The following is a 20,287-nucleotide window of genomic DNA, read 5'->3' as shown; positions in this document are numbered from 1 at the left end:
ATATCCCCGCTCGTTCTGGGATGACCGGATCGCGGCCGGCGCGAATACGCGCCAAGGCCGCGTCGCGGCGCTTTATTGCCGAGCGGGCTTTCAGAAACGAGGCAGGCGTGGGGTCCGTTCCCGCCACTCCTCGCGCTCAGGCGGGAGCTGTGACGATCCCGGGCGGCTGCCAGTCGTAGAGCCAGGCGAGATCTGAGCGGAGCGCGGCTTTGGGCCGCAGGGCGAGTACCGTGTCGCGCCCGAGGGAGAAGGGCAGCGGCAGATGGTAGACGAATCGGTGAAACGCCACGCGATTGCGCACCTTGTCGATCCGCGGCCGGCGGATGGCCTCGTAGGCGCGCGCGGCCGCGGTGATATCGGCATTTTCGGCGATAGCCGCCGCCAGCACCGCGGCATCCTCGATCGCCATGCCTGCGCCTTGCGCGGCATAGGGCGCCATGGCGTGGGCGGCATCGCCGATCAGGACGATGCGGTCGCCGCCGATGACGAAAGGGCGCGAGGCCGGGGCGCCGGCCAGCGGCCAGGGTGTCGGCGGCGCTGCGCGTTCGATCAGCCCGGTGAGCCGGGAGTCCCAGGACCGGAACTGCTGCGGCACCGTCTCGCCCGAGGCCGGATCCGTCTCCTGGCCGGGTGCGATCATCACCAGATTGACGGCGCGGCCCGCCCGGATGGGATAGGCGACAGCGTGGTGCCGTGCGCCGAGCCAGGCGACGACGTTGGCAGGCCGAAACTCCGGCGGCAGATCGGCGCTTTCGATCGTTGTACGCCATGCGGTCGTCCCGGTCGGAACGGCCGGAGCGAGGCGGGCCTGCTTCGCAAGGGGTGAGCGTACCCCGTCGGCGCCGATCAGGAGATCGACCACGTCGTGTTCACGCGCGCCATTCGTCTCGACCTCGATCGTGGCGGCGGAAAAATCCGTCGACACGCGGCCGAGCTCCGCTCCGAGCTGTAGCGTTATGGCCGGCGTGCCACGAACCGCGGCGAGCAGCACCGCCTGCAGATCGGCCCGGTGGATGGAGAGGTAGGGGGTGTCGTCTTCGGCATGAACCGGGACCGAGGCGATCCGCCTGCCGCCGGACCGGCGCAGATCGACGCTCGTCGCCTCGACGGCTACCTCGCGCAGTGCCGGCAGAAGGTCGAGCTGGTCGAGGACCCGGAGCGCGTTGGGCGAGAGCTGCAGGCCGGCACCCACTTCCTCGAGCGCGGCCGCGCGCTCGAAAACCGTGGCGTTGAGGCCATGGCGCGCGAGCAGCAGAGCCATCGTCAGCCCCGCGATCCCCGCCCCGGCGATGGCGATCCGCGGCGGAGGCGTGCGGAATCTGCCGGCGGCTCCCGCCGCGGCGCCCTGCTTACCCTCTCGGATGGTCATGTGCGTCCTGCGAATTCGCTCAGGCCGCTTCTTCCTCGAAGACGCAGCCGGGAGGGTTGGTCTCGCCGGCCTTCAGCGACTTGTTCCAGCGATAGAGTGTCGAGCAGTAGCTGCAGACGATTTCCGGCTCGTCGCCCATGTCCAGAAACACGTGAGGATGGTCATGGGGCGGATTGGCGCCACAGCACATGAATTCCTTGACGCCGATCTCGATGACGGCATGCCCGGCGTCGTTCGAAAAATGCGGGATCGGATGTCCGGCCATGGGTTCTGAAAACCTTCGCTGTATTCTGAAGATGCGGGCGGACCATAGTGTCGGCTTTCGCAAAAGAACAGGGGTTTCCCGCGGCAAGGGGCGCCCTATCGACATGCATGGACGATGTCAGGACAAAAGGGGCTCCGATGGCGACCGATCGATTTTCCCATGAGGGGCTGAGCTTCGCCTATCTCGACGAGGGCAACGCTGAGGCGCCGGTGGTGCTCCTCGTCCATGGTTTTGCCTCCTCCATGCGGGTGAACTGGATCGAGCCGGGCTGGGTGGTGACGCTGACCGAGGCGGGGTTTCGTGTGGTCGCCTTCGACCATCGCGGCCATGGGGAAAGCGACAAGCCGAAGGAGCCCGCCGCCTACACGCCGCAGAAGATGGTGGGTGACGCCTTCGCGCTGCTCGACCACCTTGGCATCGAGCGTGCAAATTTCTTCGGCTATTCCATGGGCGCCCGGGTGTCGGCCTTCGCGGCCCTGGCGAGTCCTACCCGCGTCGAGCGGCTGATCCTCGGCGGTCTCGGGATCGGTCTGGTGGAGGGTGTCGGCGACTGGGATCCGATCGCTGATGCGCTGCGCGCGCCCTCGCTCGACGACGTGACGCATCCGCGCGGACGCATGTTCCGGGCCTTTGCCGACAAGACGAAGAGCGACCGCCTTGCGCTCGCCGCCTGCATCGAGACCTCGCGCGCCGAATTGTCCCGCGAGGAAGTCGGCCGGATCGCCCAACCGGTGCTGATCGGCGTCGGCACCAAGGACGATGTCGCCGGGGCGCCGGGGCCGCTTGTGGAGCTGATGCCGAACGCCGAATTGCTGGCGATCGAAGGGCGGGATCACATGCTCGCCGTCGGCGACAAGGCGTTCAAGGCGCGGGCCGTGGCCTTTCTGGATGCGCCCGTTTGAGATCGGCTCACCGAAACGTCAAGCAAAACTCGGCAGCGAAGGCGGTGCTCCGGCCCTCGACTCCCTTTCCCTCAAAACGTCGATCCCTTACATCTTGACCTCGAGCGGGTCCGGAAGGGCCTCGGAAACCCAGCCATGGGAGAGCACCATGAGCGTCGTGAAGTCCAAGGGCCTCCAGAGTGCCAGCCAGGAGCGGCTCCAGGCCGTCGACCCGATCTGGGCGCAGATCCGCGAGGAGGCCGAGGCCGTCGCCAGCGCCGAGCCGGTGATCGCAAGCTTCATCCATGCGACCATCCTCAACCAGCGAAGCTTCGAGGCGGCACTGGTGCATCGCGTGTCGCAGCGGCTCGATCACCCCGACGTGCCGGCGATCCAGATCGTCCAGGCCTTCGAGGCGATGATCGCCAATGACAGCGTCTTTTCCGAAACGCTGCGGATCGACATTCAGGCCGTCTACGACCGCGATCCGGCCTGCGAGCGCTATCTGGAACCGCTCCTCTACTTCAAGGGCTTTCACGCGATCCAGACCCACCGGCTCGCTCACTGGCTCTGGCAGAACGGGCGCCGCGACTTCGCGCTCTACCTCCAGGCGCGCTCCTCGGCGGTCTTCCAGACCGACATCCATCCGGCCGCGCGCATGGGACGAGGCATCTTCCTCGACCACGCGACCGGGCTAGTCGTGGGCTTTACCGCGGTGATCGGCGACAATGTCTCGATCCTTCAGGACGTGACGCTCGGCGGCACAGGCAAGGAGTTCGGCGATCGGCATCCCAAGATCGGCTCGGGCGTCCTGATCGGCGCGGGCGCCAAGGTGCTCGGCAACATCAAGGTCGGCAATTGCTCCAAGATCGCGGCCGGCTCGGTCGTTCTGAAGGAGATCCCGCCGAACTCGACGGTTGCCGGCGTGCCGGCCAAGGTGATCGGTACCACGAGCTGCGATCAGCCCGCCCGGGAAATGGACCAGAGCTTCGGTCGCGAAGACTGAGGCTCGGTCTTTAGTCTTTGAAGGGATTGAAATTCGGCCGCGCCACCTAGCTAACCATCTCCCCAATCCAGCGAGGAGAAGCCCGTGAGCCCCGCCGAAATACGCAAGCTCGAAGCCTATCTGAGGGAGACGTTCAAGGGTGTCGATCTGAAAGTGCGCGGCTTGCCTCGGAAGGCGGACTCCGCCGAAGTCTACATCAATGACGAATTCGTCGGCCTGATGTCCAAGGACACCGAAGAGGGCGAGCTGTCCTACCACTTCACCATGACGATCCTCGACATCGATCTGGAGTAGGACGGCGGGGGCAAAGCGCGCGGAGTTGGCTCCAGCTCTCGCCATGGCAAAGAAAAGGCCGGAGGCGGGTCACGACTTTCGGCGCGACGCCGGCCTCCGGCAATGCCCGGAAAAGGACGGGGAAATTCCGGGCAATTCCTCAGATTGCAGACCTTGTGGTCGCCGTTCCCCCGCCGGGCGCGGCGACCGGGCTCGTGTGACGCCTCAGCGGACGCTGCCGACCAGCATGTCGCGGGGGTCGTCGATGCCGACCCATTTGCCGAGATTGCGCTCGGACTGGCGCTTCAGATAGGTGTAGTCGGTCGCCTCCCAGGCGAGGATGCGAGTGTCCAGATTGTCGAGAATGAAGTCGCCCTGATCGGTTCTGAGCGTCAGGACGGCATGACCTTCCCCATTCGTCTGGCGCACCACCGTGATCAACAGGGCGGAACTCGGAACGCCCTCCCGCGCCAGCATGTATTGCTTCAACAGTGCGAAGTCTTCGCAGTCGCCCTGGACGGTCGGATAGGACCAGACTTCCGGCACGCCGTACATCTCCTGATCGGTGCGCGGCACGATGCTGGTGTTCACCGCGTCATTCACCTGCACGATCCGCGACCACAGCTCGGGCGTCAGCCGAACCGCTGCCGGCGAGGGAGTCGCCTTGCAGGTGGACGGATACTGCTTGCAGAATTCGTAGTGCCCGATCGGCTGCGAGGTGATCCCCGTGGTCGCCATGTGCGAGGATGCGGCGGCATTGGCGAGCGTCGGTGCTGCCAGCATACCCATCGCCAGGATTGCGGCGCTCAAATGTTTGAATGTTTTTTTCATTGTCATTCTCCCCGTCGATGGGTGAAGAATGACGCTCCAGTTTTACTTCAGACGAAAATGTCGAAGTGCAATTCGATTCAAATTTGATCCAATATATCGACGAATTATACTTGCGGAATGATTGGTGCCGACATTCGAATTTTCGGCGCGAGATTCACGTTTGTGCAAGCATGTTGGCCTTGACGTCTCGGCTGGTCGCTGCGTTTCGGCGGGTCCGTTCAGTGCGGAAGGCAAAAAGCTCTGAAAATTCGACGTTTTGAGCCCGACTGGACGCTCGTCGCTGGGATCTCCCAGAGCCAGGTGCAGGGCGGTGCTGCCTCCGAATGCGGCCGTCCGACACTGCCGAGCCACTGGCCTTCGCGGTGTCGGGGCCGGCGCAAACCTTAATCTTGGCGGCCTGGCGGCAGAAAATCGGGCGAATTTTCCGATTCCGGCGGGTTTTGCGGTGAATGAATGGTGAAAACCGTCGCTCGGGCCGGCGCGGGGCGGGTTCCAGTCACTTCTTCGCCGCGGTCATGGCGACGGCGTTGCTCCTACGGCGCGGATGGCTTAGAGACGGCGCAACTCCACACATCACTTTTCGGCTCGAAGACGGAGCGCGCCATGGCACGCCAGTTCATCTATCACATGTCCGGCCTCTCCAAGGCCTACGGGAACAAGAAGGTTCTCGACAACATCCACCTGTCCTTCTACCCGGACGCCAAGATCGGCATTCTCGGCCCCAACGGCGCGGGTAAGTCGACGCTTCTGAAGATCATGGCGGGCAAGGACACCGAATACACCGGCGAGGCCTGGGCCGCCGAAGGCGCGACCGTCGGCTACCTGCCTCAGGAGCCGCATCTCGATCCCGACAAGACGGTCTTCGAGAACGTCATGGAAGGCGTTGCCGACAAGCAGGCGATCCTCGACCGCTACAACGAACTGATGATGAACTATTCCGACGAGACGGCGGAAGAGGGCGCCAAGCTCCAGGACATCATCGACGCCCAGAACCTGTGGGATCTGGAAAACCAGGTCGAAATGGCGATGGACGCCCTGCGCTGCCCGCCTTCAGATGCCGATGTCGGCCCGCTGTCGGGCGGCGAGAAGCGCCGCGTCGCGCTGTGCAAGCTGCTCCTGTCGAAGCCGGACATCCTGCTCCTCGACGAGCCGACCAACCATCTCGACGCCGAGACGATCCTGTGGCTCGAAAAGCACCTGCGCGAGTATGAGGGCTCGGTGCTGATGGTGACCCACGATCGCTACTTCCTCGACAACGTCACCGGCTGGATCCTCGAGCTCGACCGCGGCCATGGCGTGCCCTACGAGGGCAACTACTCCATCTATCTGGAGAAGAAGGCCAAGCGCATGGCCCAGGAGGGCCGCGAGGACGATGCCCGCATGCGCGCGATCAACCGCGAGCGCGAGTGGATCAGCCAGGGCGCGAAAGCCCGCCAGACCAAGTCGAAGGCCCGTATCCGCGCCTATCACGAGCTGGTGGAGGCGGCCGAGAACCGCAAGCCCGCCGACGGCAAGATCGTCATCCCGACGGGCGAGCGCCTCGGCAACCGGGTGATCGAGGTCGAGAACCTGACCAAGAGCTTCGGCGACCGGGTGCTGATCGAGAACCTCTCCTTCAAGCTGCCGGCCGGCGGCATCGTCGGCATCATCGGCCCGAACGGCGCCGGCAAGTCGACGCTCTTCAAGATGATCACCGGGCAGGAAAAGCCCGATTCCGGCACGATCACCGTCGGCGAGACCGTCGATCTCGGCTATGTCGACCAGAGCCGCGACGATCTCAATCCGGAAAACAACGTCTGGGAGGAGATCTCCGGCGGCGTCGACATCATGAAGCTCGGCAAGTACGAGATGAATTCCCGCGCCTATGTCGGCAACTTCAACTTCAAGGGTCCGAACCAGCAGCAGAAGGTCGGCACGCTGTCCGGCGGTCAGCGCAACCGCGTGCATCTCGCCAAGATGCTGAAATCCGGCGCCAACGTCATCCTTCTCGACGAACCGACCAACGATCTCGACACCGAGACCCTGACCGCGCTCGAGGATGCGCTGGAGGAATATGCCGGCTGCGCCGTGGTCATCAGCCACGACCGCATGTTCCTCGACCGCCTCGCCACCCACATCCTCGCCTTCGAGGGCGACAGCCATGTGGAATGGTTCGAGGGCAATTTCGAAGACTACGAGAAGGACAAGGTGCGCCGTCTCGGCCCGGAATCGGTCAATCCCAAGCGCCCGACCTACAAGAGGCTGACGCGCTAGTCCTTCTCAGGGGCCACCGGCCGGAGCGGCGTCTCGACCCGCCCGGCTGGGCTGTCCTGCCTGCCGAAAAACCGTTCCGGTTTTCGGGCCGCTCATGTAGGTTGCCTGCGGGGCGCTGAGGGAGGTCCGCTTCACATGGGCATGACTCGTTCGAAACTCGGAGCGGCGGCCATGGCCGCCGTCCTGCTCTTCGTCGCCTCGCAGGCCGCCGCCAAGCCGGCCCGGTGCTTCACCACCGATGACGGCTATTACCCTTGCGATTTCCAGCTGACCGACGGGTCGGGCAGTTTCGAGATTTCGGCGCCGGGCTATCCGACCTTTTCGCTTCTGGTCGAGAGCCCGGGCTTTGCGTCTGCCTACGGCAATTTCGACGGCACGCGCAGCGTGCCACTGCCCGGCACCTATGTACGCCAGCGCGACGAGCCGGCCTGCTGGGCGAGCGATGCCACCGATACCCGGATTTGCGCCTGGTAGGGCGACTGCCCACATGGGGCAAATGAGAACCTTGCCTGGTGCGGCCCTCCCGGCTCAACAGCGATAGGCTCCTGTTCGTTCTTTGAGTGGGTCTCGCTCGGGAGAAGACCTTCAGACGCTCCGGGCCACGCATATTGACCACGCGCCCTTGACGGAGTCAGGAGAGGCGAACGCCTCGCTCCGTGGGCGATCAGAATTTGGGGAAACGCTTATGACCATGAAGATCATCATCGGCGGCGACAGCGCCGGCCAGCCGCTCGTCAAGGCAATTGCGGACTATCTCAAGACCCGCGACGACGTCACCTTCGAGGATGGTAGCCCGACGCCCGAACAGAGCGACGAGCGCTACGCCAACACCACCGAACGGTTGGCGATGGCGGTCAAGGAAGGACGCTTCGATCGCGGCATCCTGTGTTGCGGCACGGGGCTCGGTGTCTCGATCTCGGCCAACAAGATCCCCGGCATCCGGGCGGCGCTGACCCACGACACCTATTCGGCCGAGCGCGCAGCCAAGAGCAACAACGCCCAGATCATCACCATGGGCTCCCGCGTCATCGGGCCGGAACTCGCCAAGGCGATCGTCGAGAAGTATCTCGCTTCCGAGTTCGACCCGCAGAGTTCCTCTGGCCCCAATGTCGAGGCGATCGATGCCCTCGATCAGAAGTACTCTCCCGCCTGAAGATAAGCCTGCGGCGAGAGCCGGTTGCTTTCGCGGCCGTCGAGCTTTTTATCGCGCGATTTCGGACCTTTGCGGCGATGACCCAGTCGCCGCAACCCTCTCCGGCCATGATTTGTGCATGCCTGCCCTTTTGGCCTTCGGCTCAATTCACGGCGACGATATCATGGAGTCTTCTGCGGGTCTCGTTGAGAGAGGCGCCCTAGGGGAAGGCAAAAGGTTGCTTGTGCAATTTTCGGATATCCAATAATAGAACTGGCGTTCCTGTTGCTGAGGTGGCGCCATGGCTTATGTGGATTGGCAGATCAAGGGTCCGAAAATTGGCGCCTGCAGCTGCGATTACGGATGTCCTTGTGAATTCAACGGAAAGCCGAGCGAAGGCCTTTGCGAGGGTCTCGAATGCATGCTGATCGAAGAGGGCTGGTTCGGTGACGTCCGGCTCGACGGGCTGAAGGTCGCGGCGGTCTATCGCTGGCCGGGCCCGGTGCATGAGGGCGGCGGCACCGTTCAGGGCTTCATCGACGTTTCGGCGACCGAAGAGCAGCGCGAGGCGCTCTTCAAGATCCTCGGCGGTGAGGAGCAGGAGCCGACGACGGTCTTCAACATCTACGGCTCGACCATCGCGAAAGAGTTCGATCCGGTCTTCGCGCCGATCGAGTTTCACTGCGACGTCGAAGGGCGCAATGCGGGATTCCACATTGCGGGGCACATGAAGCTCGATGTCGAACCGATCTTGAATCCGGTGACAGGCGCGGCCCACCGTGCGCTGATCCTGCTTCCGGAAGGCTTTGAATTCCGACGCGCGGAGATGGGCAGCGGCACGTTCACTGCCCAGGGCGCATTGGAAATGCACCGCGAGCAGCGCTACGCCGCTTTGTGGAATGCGGCCTACGGGCCACATGGCGTCATCGACGCCTGACCGCGACATCGGCCAGAGATCGAAACCAATTCTCCGAGACCGTCAGATGAATTCCGCCCGCGAAGCCGGCACTTTCGTCGAGACTCTTCTGCGACGCGATCGGTCGATCGTCATTGCCGGTCTGGTCGCCATCACGCTGCTCGCCTGGGTATGGCTCCATTCGGGAGCAGGCACCGGGATGAGTTTGTGGGCGATGAGCCGGCTGCAGCTTGCACCGGGCGTCGGCGGAATGCCAATGCCGGTGATGTCGTGGTCGGGGCTCACATGGGTGATCATGGTCGCCATGTGGTGGATCATGATGATCGCCATGATGACTCCAAGCGCCGCGCCGATGATCCTGCTCCACGCCCGGGTGACGCGCCATGCCCAGTCCAAGGGGCGAATGCCGGCCGGGATCGTTCCCTCGGGCCTGTTCCTGGCGGGCTATCTCGCGGTCTGGCTCGTCTTTTCGGTTGTGGCGACCGCATTGCAATGGTCGGCAGAGCAGGCGCTCCTTCTTTCGCAACCCATGATGTGGTCGACCGATGTCTGGCTTGCGGCCGGTCTTTTGATCGCTGCAGGGATCTATCAATTGTCGCCATTCAAGACCGTCTGCCTCGAACATTGCCGTGCCCCGGCCGAGTTCTTGTCGCGACATTGGCGCCCTGGCCCGGGCGGCGCCCTGCGCATGGGCATGGAGCACGGCGCCTACTGCCTCGGCTGCTGCTGGAGCCTGATGGCACTCCTCTTCGTCGGCGGGATCATGAATGTCTACTGGATCGCCGGCCTTGCCATCGTCGTCCTTCTTGAAAAGCTGATGCCCCGCGGGGATCGCTTCGCCAGGTTCCTTGGCCCTGTCCTCATCGCCGCCGGTCTCTGGACGGCGATTGGAGCGCTTTGATCATCATTGCGTAGAGGCGTCACTCCATGGCCGGTGCATGACCGGCCTCGGCGCTTGCTTGAGCCTTCGGTGGCTTCATGAAGGCCAGAAGAGGAATCGCGCAGAGCGTGATGATCATCATCAGCTTGAAGTCGTCGACATAGGCGATCATCGCCGCCTCGGCCTGCACCTTCGCATTGAGAACCGCCATCAGCGTCGCCTGATCGACCGGCAGCGACCCGGCCATGTTCGAGAAGTTCGGGTTGAACGGGTTGAGGCCGGAGACGAGTTCGGAACGGTTGATCACCAGATTGTGGGCGAGTTCCACCGAGACGATCGAGATGCCGACCGACGAGCCGATATTGCGCAACAGGCTGAAGAGCGAAGCGGCGTCGGCACGGAAACGGGGTTCCAGCGTCGCGAAGGCAAGCGTCGAGAGCGGCACGAAGACGAGGCCGAGCCCGAGACCCTGGATGACGCCCGACGTGATGATCGGCATCTGATCCATGGTGATCGAAAATCCGCTCATCATGTTGAGCGAGATCGCCGTCAGCACGAGGCCGGTGAAGATCAGAATGCGCGTGTCCACCCTGCCGACGAGGCGGCCGACGACGATCATCGAGATCATCGTGCCCACGCCGCGCGGAGCGAGCACCATGCCGGTCGTCACCACCGGATAGCCGAGAATGTTCTGCAGCATCGGCGGCAACAGCGCGAGGCCCGCGAGCAAGATCATGCCGACGACGAAGATCATGACCAGCGCCATGACGAGGTTCTTGTCGGTGAAGATCTTCGGATCGATGAAGGCGTCGTCGCGGCCGGTGATGTGGAGCGTGAAGGCCCACAGCCCGGTGATCGCGAGGCCGAGCTCAATCCAGATCTCCGGCGAGGCGAACCAGTCCACCTGCTCGCCGCGATCGAGGAACATCTGCAGCGCGCCGATGAACAGGGTGAGCATGGCGAAGCCGAAGAAGTCGAAGCCGCGCTGGCGCGTCTCGGATCTTGGCAGGAACAGCACCATGCCGGCGAGAGCCAATGCGCCGATCGGCAGATTGACAAAGAAGACGTAGCGCCAGTCGAAGGTCTCGGTCAGCCAGCCGCCGAGCGTCGGGCCGACGATCGGGCCGACCATGATGCCCGCGCCCCAGATCGCCATGGCGCGGCCATGCTCTTCCTTACTGTTGATCTGCAGGAGTACAGTCTGGGAAAGCGGCACGAGCGCGGCGCCGCACAGGCCCTGAAACAGGCGGAAGAGGATCATCTCCTCGAGGCTCGTGGCGATGCCGCAGGCCATTGAGGCGATGACGAAACCCGCCGCCGAGGCGATGAAAACCTCGCGCAGGCCGTAACGGTCCGACAGCCAGCCGGTGACCGGCGTCATGATCGCCGCGGCGACGATATAGGAGGTCAGCACCCAGGTGATCTGGTCCTGGGTCGCGCCCAGCGCCCCTTGCATGTTGGGCAGGGCGACATTGGCGATGGTGGTGTCGAGCACCTGCATCACCGTCGCGAGCATGATCGAGACGGTGATCAGGCCCTTGTAGGGAACGGGCTTGGTTTCGGAACCGCCGGCTGCGGCCGGGGCGGTGCTCATTGCTCAAAGGTCGCGGCGGCGGCCTCTCCCTTGTCCGCGGCGGCCGGAGCATCGCCCTTGGCGAGGGCGGTCTTGGCAAGCGTGTTCTGGTCGTCGATCGTCGCAGCGACCGCGGTGTTGCCTTTCAACCAGTCATTCAGGCCGAGCGAGGCGACGACAGGCTGAAGAAACTGCGGCACGCCCCGGACGTGGTGGGTGTCGACCGTGACGCTGGCGCTCATGCCCGCGCGAAGGGCCGGCATCTCGCTGCCCTGATCGAGATGAATGCGCACGGGCACGCGCTGAACGACCTTGACCCAGTTGCCGGTGGCGTTCTGCGCCGGAAGCAGCGCGAATTCCGAGCCGGTGCCGGCCCCGATCGAGCCGACAGTGCCTTTCAGCTCGACGTCGGGATAGGCGTCGAAACCCACTTCGACGCTCTGACCCGGCTGCATGTGGGTGAGTTCGGTTTCCTTGTAGTTCGCCTCGACCCAGCTCTGGCCGCTTTCGACCACCGTCATCACTGCGGTCGCGGGCGTCACATACTGCCCGACCTGGAGCCTGGCGGTCTGGCTGGCGATGCCGGGTTCGGAGGCACGCACCACCGTGTGTTCGAGATCGAGTTCGGCGGCATGAACGTCGGCCAGAGCCTGCAGGACGATCGGATGGCGGTCGGTCGCGATGTCGGGATCGCCGGCCAGCGCCGCCTTGGCGGAAAGCACCGCCTGGTCGGCGCTCGAAAGCTGCCCCTGCGCCTTCTGCAAGGCGAGGCGGGCGTCGTCGAGCGCGCTCTGCGAGGCGACCCGGCTCTTCACCAGCGACTGCTGACGCTCGAAGGTGGTCCGCGCCGTCTCGACGGAATCCGCCGCCGTCTGCCGGTCGGCGACGGCCTGGCCAAAGGCGGCCTTCAGCTTCTCGACCGTCAGGCGCGCGCTTTCGAGATTGGCCTGCGCCTGCTCCACGGCGTTGCGATAGACGCTGTCATCGATGGTGAAGAGCACATCACCGGCCTTGACTGGTCCGTTTTCCTCGACCGCCACGCTGGCGATCTGGCCGCTCACCTGGGGCATGACCGTCACGCGATCCTGCTGGACATAAGCGTCCTCGGTCTCGATGTAGCGGCCGCCGGTGACCCAGAAATAGGCCCCGCCGACCGCCATCGCGAGAGGAAGGCCGAAGATCAGAAGCTTGCGAATGCCGCTCTTGCGCTTCTTCTTCGCAGGCGGAGCGCCGGTCTCGGTCGCGTCGGCGGAGAGGGGTTTTGTGTCCTGCGCCGCAGGGTCGACGCTCGGTCCGGTCTCCTCCGCCGGCTCGGCTTCGGCGTGGCTCTTCTTGTCGGGTTGGGCGTTCATCGGATGGTCTCTTTCTCTGCCGCCATCGTATGGCGTTCGGCTTTGCCGGAATTCTTGAAACGAGCCTTGGACGTGGCACCGGGTGGCGGCTCTCCGGCGTCCGAGTCGGACAAGTTGCGGACGAGCGTTTCCAGACACGCCATCAGCGCCTGCCGTTCTTCTTCGGAGAGGCCCCTCTGCGCTTCCTCGAAGACCACCGCGGCGCGCTTTCGCATGGGGTCCAGCAGGGCACGGGCCGTTTCGGTCGTGAACAATTGCCGGGCACGCCGATCCTTCGGGTCCTGGCGCCGCTCCACCAGATCGGCCGCCACCATCCGGTCAATGTGCCGGCAGAGCGTCATCGGCTCGATGTCGAGAAGCGCAGCGAGGCCCGCCTGGCGGATTCCTTCGTTGCGGGAAAGCCGCGCGATGATCTGCGACTGCGCGGATGTCATCGGCAGATCACGGCTTTCCTGCTCGAAGCGGCGGCGCATCAAACGCGCGGCATCGATCAGCAGAAAGCCGAGGCTGGGGGTGTAGGGCGTAGCAGGCTCGTTCGTCATGGCTTGCATATAATAAACAAGCTTATGATCGGCAAGCAGATGATCACTGCAGCATTTAATTTCGGTGAAGAGGGCAGCGAATCCTGTTTCCACACGTCAAAACGCCCGCCTCCCAGAAGGGAAAACGGGCGCCAGGGGATCGACGATGATCGGTTTTGCGGGCGCAGCCCGTCAGAGTTTGGCGAGTTCCGCGCGGATCGCTTCGGCGTGTTCTTTCAGTGTCTCGGCCGGCACCTCGCCCATGGCATGGCGCTTCAACGGCACACCCTCATAGACGGGGACGATATGGAAATGCAGATGAAAGACCGTCTGCCCGCCAGCTTCCTCGTTGAACTGCGCAACTCTTACACCATCGGCGGAAAACGCGGCCTTCGCCGCCCGCGCCAGCTTCGCGACGACAGGCATGACCCTGGCCAGCGTCTCGTCGGAGGCGTCGAGAAGATTGCGTGAGGCGGTCTTCGGGATCAACAGGCAATGGCCCTTGGACTCCGGCATGATGTCCATAATCGCGATCGCCACCTCGTCGTCGATCAGGCGATCGCTGGGAATCTCGCCCCGGAGGATCTTGGCGAAGATATTGCCGTCGTCATAGGCGGGCGTTGCGGCGCTCATGGTGATCTGTCTCCATTGTCCTGTCGCGTCGACAGGGTAGGCAAGGGCGACGCCAAGTCCATGCTTTGCGGCGCTTGGTGGGAATAATGGGCCTTTTCGCACCCCGATGAGGGGCGTCGACCTGAAGTGCTATCCCCGCTTGAACGGCGTGTGCTCGCCGAGCACCTCGCCGACGCGCTCCACCTCGTCGCGTTCGGCTTCGAGATAGTCCTCGATTGCGGCGCGAAGGCCGGGATGGGCGATGAAATGCGCCGAGTGGGTCGTCACCGGCTCGTAGCCGCGGGCGAGTTTGTGTTGTCCCTGCGCGCCGGCCTCGACGACGCCGAGCCCGTGGGCGATCGCATAGTCGATCGCCTGGTGATAGCAGATCTCGAAATGCAGGAAGGGGTGGTCCTCGATGCAGCCCCAGTTGCGGCCATAGATCGCGTTCGCGCCGAGGAAATTCAGTGCACCGGCGATGTAGCGGCCCTCGCGCTTCGCCATGACCAGCAGGATGCGGTCGGCCATGCGCTCGCTGATCAGCGAGAAGAAGCGCCGGTTGAGATAGGGCCGGCCCCATTTGCGCTCGCCGGTGTCCATGTAGAAGGTGAAGAAGGCGTCCCAGGCAGATTCGGTCAGGTCTGAGCCGGTCAGCCATTCGACGGTGATGTCGTTCGCCAGTGCGTCGCGCCGTTCCTTGCGCAGATTCTTGCGCTTGCGCGACGACAGGGTCTCCAGGAAGCCGTCGTAGCTGTCATAGCCGCGATTGTAGAAGTGGAACTGCTGGTCGATGCGGTGCAGCCAGTCCGCTTCTTCCACCACATGGAGGTCTTCCGGCCGCAAGAACGTGGCGTGGGCCGAAGAGATGCCGGTCTGGGCGACATAGGCCCTGGCGCCCGAGGCGAGCGCCCGGCGGCGGCGGTCGGCATCCTCGCCATGGCCGACCAGGAAGCGCGGGCCGGTGACGGGCGTGAAGGGCACCGACATCTGGAGTTTGGGATAATACTGCCCGCCGGCGCGCTCGAAAGCGTCGGCCCAGCCATAGTCGAAGACGTATTCGCCCTGGCTGTGGGATTTCAGATAAGCGGGCGCGATGGCGATCGGCGTCCCGCCCGCATCTTCGAGCACCAGATGCTGCGGCAGCCAGCCGGCGCGCTTGCCGACGCAGCCGGAATCCTCCAGCGACTTGAGGAAGGCGTGGGAGAGAAAGGGATTGGCGGGGCTCGCGGAAGCCTCGGACTTTGGCGGCACGGTCGAGGCGAGCGCGTCCCAGACGCCGGCATCCACCGCCGCCACCTGGTCGACGACGCGAATGGACAGGGCCGACTGGCCGGCTTCGGATGACTGGCTCATGGGGCTAGAGGTAAGCCCTTTGCGCCCGGGCGCAAGCGCCTAATGCTGCGGCGCGAAGTCCTCGAAGGTGATCTGGTCCACGTGACGCGCGCTGACGACGAGTTCGCTCTCGTTGCGTACCGTCCACGACAGGGCGGGCGCACTGCGTTCGCGGCGTACCCAGTCGACGAAGCTGTTGGGCAGATCGTGCACGTCGTAGGAGACGAAGTCGCAGCCGCGCTCGAAGACGGCGCGGTGAGTGGCAAGGACTCCGGCGCGGCTGCCGTCGGCCGTCAGGCCAATCGGCCGACCGACGGGCCGGTCTTCCAGCATCTGGTCGATCACCCAGTGATCGAAGGACATGAGGGCGAGATGGCCGCGATAGGCGTCGATCAGCGGCTTGATGCGCGAGAAATAGCCTGGATCTCCGGCCCGGTCTCCGCCCTTCAACTCGACCACGACCGGCACCTGGCCATGCACGATCGACAGGAAATGCGACAGGGTCGGGATCGTCGCCGTGGTCGGGCCGAGCCGCAGTTCCGCGATCGCGCGGTCGTCGAGCCCGGCAAAGGCGGCATGCCGGCCGGTCATGCGGTTGACATTGGCGTCGTGGAAGACGTGCGGTGTGCCGTCCGCCGACATCTGTACGTCGCATTCGATGGCATAGCCGGCGGCGATCGCGGCGAGGGCCGCGGAGATCGAATTCTCCGGGATCGTACGGTTGCCGTCATGCAGCCCGCGATGGGCAATCGGCCGTTCCACCAGCCAGCGGAACGGCCCGTCGTAAGCCCGCATCACGTCAGACGATCTCGAACATCGCCTCGATTTCCACCGCCGCATCCATCGGCAGCGCCGGCACGCCGACCGCCGAACGGGCGTGGCGGCCCTTGTCGCCGAGAATCTCGACCAGGAAATCCGAGGCGCCGTTGGCGACCTTGTGCTGCTCGGTAAAGCTCGGATCGCTCGACACGAAGACGGTGAGCTTCAGAAGGCGGCCGATCCTGGAGAGATCACCGCCGAGCGCGGACTTCGCCTGCGCGAGCACGTTCACGGCGCAGACCCGCGCGGCCTTCTGGCCGTCTTCCAGGCTCACCGTTCCGCCGAGCTTGCCGGTGACTGCCAGCGCGCCGTTTTCCAGCGGGAGCTGGCCGGAGGTCTGCAGAATATTGCCGAAGGTCACCGTCGGCACGTAGTTCGCGGCGGGCGCGGCGGCATCCGGCAGGGTGACGCCGGCGGCTTGAAGACGGCTTTCGATCGTGTCGGCCATGATGTTGTGTTCCTCTCTCTGGGCGAATAGGACCGTAAGACACGGCACCGTCGTGTTTTTCAAGGAAATCTGGAGGCATGGCGCCGGGCGCCGTGACGATTCGATCGGTAGCCGATCCTCAGAGCCAGCGAAAGATCGTGGTTTTATGGCAAGACAAGCGTTTGCGGTCCTTTTTGCGATCTCCGTCTCTCCAATGCCCGTCCTGGCCGAGGAGAGCGTCCGGCTCGTGCCGCACCGCGCGGCCTACGATCTGGCGCTCGAAGAGGCGAGCGACGCGATGGCGGCGGTGGACGGTCGAATCGCGATCGAAATGGCGCGCACCGATTGTGAGGCCCAGGACATCGACTATCGCTTCGTCGCAAGGTTCGTGCAGGATCAGGAGATGATCGTCACCGACCAGCAGATCAAGATGCGCGAGGCGCTCGACGGCAGCACGCTCGATTTCGACGCCAAGACCTTCGTCGACACGATCTCCGACAATGTGATCAAGGGCCGTGCCGAGACCAAAGGCGAGACCACGGTCGTGCGCTACAGCCAGCCCACCGAGCGCGAGGTCGAAATCCCCCGCTCGCTCTATCCCCTCGACCACACCCGCGCGATCATCGCGGCCGCTGAACGCGGCGACGTCATCTTCCAGGCCCATGTCTTCGACGGCGACGCCGAAGCCGAGAAGATGACCACGACGACGGCCATCATCACGCCGCTCTCGGATGAAGAGGTGAGGCAGGAGCTGCAGGCGGCCGACGATACGGCGAAGGCCCGCCGGGATGCGCAGTCCGGGATGCGGAATGAAGCTGCCGCGGCGGATGAAGACCAGGCGCCCACGACGACCGACGATCCCGCGACGCCGAATGAGCTCGAGACCGGCGCAGAGCCGGAAGCCTCGACCGATGCAGACCCGAGCGCGGCCGATGACCTGGCCGACGTGCAAGATGAGCGCCTGCCGACCGAAGAAGGAGCGTCGCGAGATGAAGACGCTTCGGCCGACGGGGGCGTGTCAGGCCCAGACCAGCAAGACGGGGCGGCGACAGATGCGGCGATAGCGGAAGAGGCTGCCAATCCCGGCTTGAGCCTTTCGGACCAGCTTTCCGGGCTCAAGGCCTGGCGCGTCAGCGAATCCTTCTACAATACCGACAGCGACGCCGACGGCCTGCCGGTCTTCGAGAGCACCTACACCCTTTTCGAAAACGGCGTCACCGGCGACCAGCTCCTGCAATTCGACGGCTACTCGCTCTCGGGCAAGCTGGTCGATCTGGAACTGCTGGAGGGGGCGTCTTGCCCGGCAGGCGCGCCGGCGGAGTAACGAAGAAGTCCTCTCGACAGTTTGGCACGTTGTTCGCCGAAACGGCGCGTTCGTGTCAAGCAGAAAGGTCAGATTTATACTTCAATAATGCAGAAACGTATTGTAAAACGCGCATGAAAGAGGCTCGGAAGCTCTTTAGTTTGATTCCGGAAACTGGCCTCGGAGAGTTCCAGTCACTACACCTCGGGCAGGATGTACCATGACACTGCGCCGGACACCGTTTCCAGACCGCTTCGCAGTACTTTCAAGTGATACTTATCGATTTGGCGATAAAGTTCCTGACGGTTGCCGCTTCAAAGTTGTTGGTCGGACCCGCCTCCCGAACGGTGTTGAGGTGCTGGCAATTAATGTTGGCCTGCTTGCATTTGATTTCAGCGGTGAGCCCGAATTGGGCGGTATCATTAAAGTGCATTTTGACGGATCTGGCTTGGTTCCAGAAGAAGTAATGGAGAGCACTAAGCATATTCTGCGAGTTCAGGGTGCTAGAATGCGTCTTGCGACCTTTGTGACGGCTTGCGTCTATGGTACGCATGCTTACTTACGGGCTTCGTCAATTGATGATGCGCTTTTTCCTGGTCTTCATGAGACCTTTGACTGGGTTTCGCGTGGTCCCGGTTCATTCGGCGTCCCTGCACACGCGACGAATGCGCTTGTGTCCAGAATTATAGGACGTACAGGCAGGCGGCTGTTTATATGCGCTGCAGATGTCATAGCTGGGTTCAATCTTGCTTCTCGCCTTATCAGCGCCCGTGGGAGCTATCATGTGGCTGACCCCATATCGTTGATTGTAATGACCTACCAAGCAATGATCCTCCACAATCGGCAACACGCAGGTGCAAGTGTTGCACTCCAAGCTGTCGTCGCAGAATCAGCATTGGAGGAGCTCCTCTATGCCTGTGGTTTAGTCAATGGCGTGCCAGCGCGGTTCTCACATCAAGTTCCTGTAAAACCAGTCTCACCCTCTAAAGCTCGATCGATGAAGCTGAAGGCGAGAATTGAATGTCTGAGCGACGCCGGGGTGTTGTCCCCGTATCTTGCACAGCGACTTCACTCTCTACGGAGCGCTCGTAATGTCCTAATGCATGAGGGGTACGATGCGACGCCGCAGCAGTCTGGTGAAGGGCTCACAGCAATTCGTGATTTGCTTCATCAATGCACAGACGAAAGACGCTTCGAGTTGAATATGACGTGGTCCTATAAGATATGAATTTTATATAATTAGGCTATTTTACATTTTATTGCGCGATCGCTAAGTATCTAGGCGGTAAGGCTACAACTAAGCCGGCGCCCGCATCAGTGGACCAGATAGTTTTGGTGTGTGGCAGCGTTGGGTCGAGGGCACCATACGCCCATAGAACGCCAGCGAACCAGCACCCAGCTTGCCAAACCGCGCCCGATGCGTTAAGGCCGCGCGCATTCCACACACGGAAATCGGGTCTGGACGGCTGGGGCTTGTCTCTGGTCAGCCATCGCCCACCGGTGGCGGTCGATCGGCCGCTTCGTTCCGTGGAGGCATAACCGGTCAAAAGGACAACTTCATATGGCTTTGCCAGACTATTCCATGCGCCAGCTTCTCGAGGCGGGCGTGCATTTCGGTCACCAGACCCATCGCTGGAACCCGAAAATGTCGCCCTACATCTTCGGGGCGCGCAACAACATCCACATTCTCGATCTCGCCCAGACGGTGCCGCTTCTGCATCGCGCGCTGCTGGCTGTCTCTGACACGGTGGCCCGCGGCGGTCGCGTGCTCTTCGTCGGCACCAAGCGCCAGGCGTCCGACCTCGTCGCGGAAGCCGCCCAGCGTTCGGCCCAGTATTACGTCAATGCCCGCTGGCTCGGCGGCATGATGACCAACTGGAAGACGATTTCCCATTCGATCCAGCGGCTTCGCAAGCTCGACGAGCTCCTGAACAGCGGCGACGCCCAGGCCTTCACCAAGAAGGAGCGCCTGACGCTCACCCGCGAGCGCGACAAGCTCGATCGGGCCCTCGGCGGCATTCGCGACATGGGCGGCGTGCCGGACATGATCTTCGTGATCGATACCAACAAGGAATCGATCGCCATCGAGGAGGCGCGGCGCCTCAACATTCCGATCGTCGCGGTGGTCGATTCGAACTGCGATCCGGCACCGATCGACTATCCGATCCCGGGCAATGACGACGCCGCCCGCGCCATCGCGCTCTACTGCGACCTGATCGCGCGCGCCGCCGTCGACGGCATCGCCCGCCAGCAGGGCGACATGGGCGTCGACATCGGCGAGATGGAAGAAGCGCCGGTCGAGGAACTGCCGGAAGAAGCCGCCGTCGGCGGCGATACGGCGGGCGAGGCGGCTCAGATCGCCGAAAACGCCACCGGCCAGGCCGCGAGCTGACCGCGGCGTTCCGCCGGGCGCATGCGAGACGGGCGTCTGTTCGGCCCGTCTCCGTGAACCGCCCGGCCCGATCCGTGTAATCACCGCGTCACATTTCCGGCGCACCTGTTCATCCCGAGCCGGTGCGCCAAAGCATTTCGAGAGAGGCTA

At 63.6% G+C, this 20,287-nt stretch carries 21 protein-coding genes; 11 read left to right on the top strand and 10 right to left on the bottom strand.

The genetic code is table 11. The features are described 5' to 3' along the window. Positions 1 to 136 precede the first annotated feature (136 nt). Together MF134_RS04470 and MF134_RS04465 are read right to left on the bottom strand one after the other, a co-directional pair. A complete protein-coding gene (locus MF134_RS04470) occupies positions 137 to 1,369 on the bottom strand; it encodes an FAD-dependent monooxygenase (protein ID WP_255338200.1) in 1,233 nt (410 codons plus the stop codon). A gap of 19 nt (positions 1,370 to 1,388) precedes the next feature. Beyond that, positions 1,389 to 1,634, bottom strand: coding sequence for a zinc-finger domain-containing protein (locus tag MF134_RS04465; protein WP_255338199.1), 246 nt, complete (start codon positions 1,632 to 1,634; stop codon positions 1,389 to 1,391). 137 nt (positions 1,635 to 1,771) lie between these two features. On the opposite strand from MF134_RS04465, the gene MF134_RS04460 reads away from it, so the two are divergent. The 3 genes from MF134_RS04460 to MF134_RS04450 all read left to right on the top strand — a co-directional run bounded on the left by MF134_RS04460 (position 1,772) and on the right by MF134_RS04450 (position 3,815). Further along, complete coding sequence (locus MF134_RS04460) at positions 1,772 to 2,536, top strand: alpha/beta fold hydrolase (protein ID WP_255338198.1); 765 nt, start codon at positions 1,772 to 1,774, stop codon at positions 2,534 to 2,536. A 148-nt stretch (positions 2,537 to 2,684) separates the two neighbouring features. Next, entirely contained in the window at positions 2,685 to 3,521 is an 837-nt protein-coding gene (gene cysE / locus MF134_RS04455; protein WP_255338197.1) for a serine O-acetyltransferase, read from the top strand. Positions 3,522 to 3,605: 84 nt separating this feature from the next. After that, positions 3,606 to 3,815: a DUF3126 family protein gene (locus tag MF134_RS04450; protein WP_255338196.1), complete on the top strand. Its 210-nt coding sequence runs from the start codon at positions 3,606 to 3,608 to the stop codon at positions 3,813 to 3,815. A gap of 204 nt (positions 3,816 to 4,019) precedes the next feature. On the opposite strand, the gene MF134_RS04445 is transcribed toward MF134_RS04450, so the two are convergent. Beyond that, positions 4,020 to 4,625 carry a transglutaminase-like cysteine peptidase gene (locus MF134_RS04445; protein WP_457589945.1) on the bottom strand — a complete coding sequence of 202 codons (606 nt, stop codon included), beginning with the start codon at positions 4,623 to 4,625 and terminating at the stop codon, positions 4,020 to 4,022. A 603-nt stretch (positions 4,626 to 5,228) separates the two neighbouring features. On the opposite strand from MF134_RS04445, the gene ettA reads away from it, so the two are divergent. The 5 genes from ettA to MF134_RS04420 all read left to right on the top strand — a co-directional run bounded on the left by ettA (position 5,229) and on the right by MF134_RS04420 (position 9,827). Beyond that, a complete protein-coding gene (ettA, locus tag MF134_RS04440) occupies positions 5,229 to 6,878 on the top strand; it encodes an energy-dependent translational throttle protein EttA (RefSeq protein ID WP_255338195.1) in 1,650 nt (549 codons plus the stop codon). Between the two features lie 135 nt (positions 6,879 to 7,013). Then, complete coding sequence (locus MF134_RS04435) at positions 7,014 to 7,352, top strand: hypothetical protein (protein WP_255338194.1); 339 nt, start codon at positions 7,014 to 7,016, stop codon at positions 7,350 to 7,352. Positions 7,353 to 7,569: 217 nt separating this feature from the next. After that, positions 7,570 to 8,031, top strand: a complete 462-nt coding sequence (gene derI / locus MF134_RS04430; protein WP_255338525.1) for a D-erythrulose-4-phosphate isomerase — start codon at positions 7,570 to 7,572, stop codon at positions 8,029 to 8,031. A gap of 280 nt (positions 8,032 to 8,311) precedes the next feature. Beyond that, positions 8,312 to 8,947, top strand: coding sequence for a DUF1326 domain-containing protein (locus MF134_RS04425; protein WP_255338193.1), 636 nt, complete (start codon positions 8,312 to 8,314; stop codon positions 8,945 to 8,947). A 46-nt stretch (positions 8,948 to 8,993) separates the two neighbouring features. Continuing rightward, entirely contained in the window at positions 8,994 to 9,827 is an 834-nt protein-coding gene (locus MF134_RS04420) for a DUF2182 domain-containing protein (protein ID WP_255338192.1), read from the top strand. A gap of 19 nt (positions 9,828 to 9,846) precedes the next feature. Here MF134_RS04420 and MF134_RS04415 read toward each other — a convergent pair whose 3' ends face one another. From MF134_RS04415 to MF134_RS04385, 7 genes are all read right to left on the bottom strand, one after another. Continuing rightward, a complete protein-coding gene (locus MF134_RS04415; protein WP_255338191.1) occupies positions 9,847 to 11,400 on the bottom strand; it encodes a DHA2 family efflux MFS transporter permease subunit in 1,554 nt (517 codons plus the stop codon). Then, entirely contained in the window at positions 11,397 to 12,731 is a 1,335-nt protein-coding gene (locus MF134_RS04410; protein WP_255338190.1) for an HlyD family secretion protein, read from the bottom strand. Before MF134_RS04410 ends, MF134_RS04415 begins: the two co-directional genes overlap by 4 nt. Beyond that, positions 12,728 to 13,366, bottom strand: a complete 639-nt coding sequence (locus tag MF134_RS04405) for a MarR family winged helix-turn-helix transcriptional regulator (protein WP_255338189.1) — start codon at positions 13,364 to 13,366, stop codon at positions 12,728 to 12,730. The genes MF134_RS04410 and MF134_RS04405 overlap by 4 nt, the downstream gene beginning before the upstream one ends. 78 nt (positions 13,367 to 13,444) lie before the next feature. Beyond that, positions 13,445 to 13,885: an HIT family protein gene (locus MF134_RS04400; RefSeq protein ID WP_255338188.1), complete on the bottom strand. Its 441-nt coding sequence runs from the start codon at positions 13,883 to 13,885 to the stop codon at positions 13,445 to 13,447. Between the two features lie 129 nt (positions 13,886 to 14,014). Then, on the bottom strand, positions 14,015 to 15,217 hold the full coding sequence (locus tag MF134_RS04395; RefSeq protein WP_255338187.1) for a GNAT family N-acetyltransferase: 1,203 nt from the start codon (positions 15,215 to 15,217) through the stop codon (positions 14,015 to 14,017). 39 nt (positions 15,218 to 15,256) lie between these two features. Then, positions 15,257 to 15,991: a glycerophosphodiester phosphodiesterase family protein gene (locus MF134_RS04390; RefSeq protein ID WP_255338524.1), complete on the bottom strand. Its 735-nt coding sequence runs from the start codon at positions 15,989 to 15,991 to the stop codon at positions 15,257 to 15,259. Positions 15,992 to 15,995: 4 nt separating this feature from the next. After that, positions 15,996 to 16,463 (bottom strand): RidA family protein, encoded by a 468-nt coding sequence (locus MF134_RS04385; protein WP_255338186.1) that lies wholly within the window; start codon positions 16,461 to 16,463, stop codon positions 15,996 to 15,998. Between MF134_RS04385 and MF134_RS04380 the strand changes: the two genes are divergently transcribed. The 3 genes from MF134_RS04380 (at position 16,462) to rpsB (ending at position 20,137) form a co-directional block, all read left to right on the top strand. Further along, positions 16,462 to 17,766: an EipB family protein gene (locus MF134_RS04380; RefSeq protein ID WP_369695407.1), complete on the top strand. Its 1,305-nt coding sequence runs from the start codon at positions 16,462 to 16,464 to the stop codon at positions 17,764 to 17,766. The genes MF134_RS04385 and MF134_RS04380 overlap by 2 nt on opposite strands. 199 nt (positions 17,767 to 17,965) lie before the next feature. Then, positions 17,966 to 18,973 carry a DUF4145 domain-containing protein gene (locus tag MF134_RS04375; RefSeq protein ID WP_255338185.1) on the top strand — a complete coding sequence of 336 codons (1,008 nt, stop codon included), beginning with the start codon at positions 17,966 to 17,968 and terminating at the stop codon, positions 18,971 to 18,973. A gap of 333 nt (positions 18,974 to 19,306) precedes the next feature. Continuing rightward, positions 19,307 to 20,137, top strand: a complete 831-nt coding sequence (gene rpsB / locus MF134_RS04370) for a 30S ribosomal protein S2 (RefSeq protein ID WP_255338184.1) — start codon at positions 19,307 to 19,309, stop codon at positions 20,135 to 20,137. Positions 20,138 to 20,287: the final 150 nt, after the last annotated feature.

It is taken from the genome of Jiella marina (assembly GCF_024359545.1).
In the GTDB taxonomy this organism is placed as follows: Bacteria; Pseudomonadota; Alphaproteobacteria; order Rhizobiales; family Rhizobiaceae; genus Jiella.
This window is presented reverse-complemented; position numbering and strand designations above follow the sequence as displayed.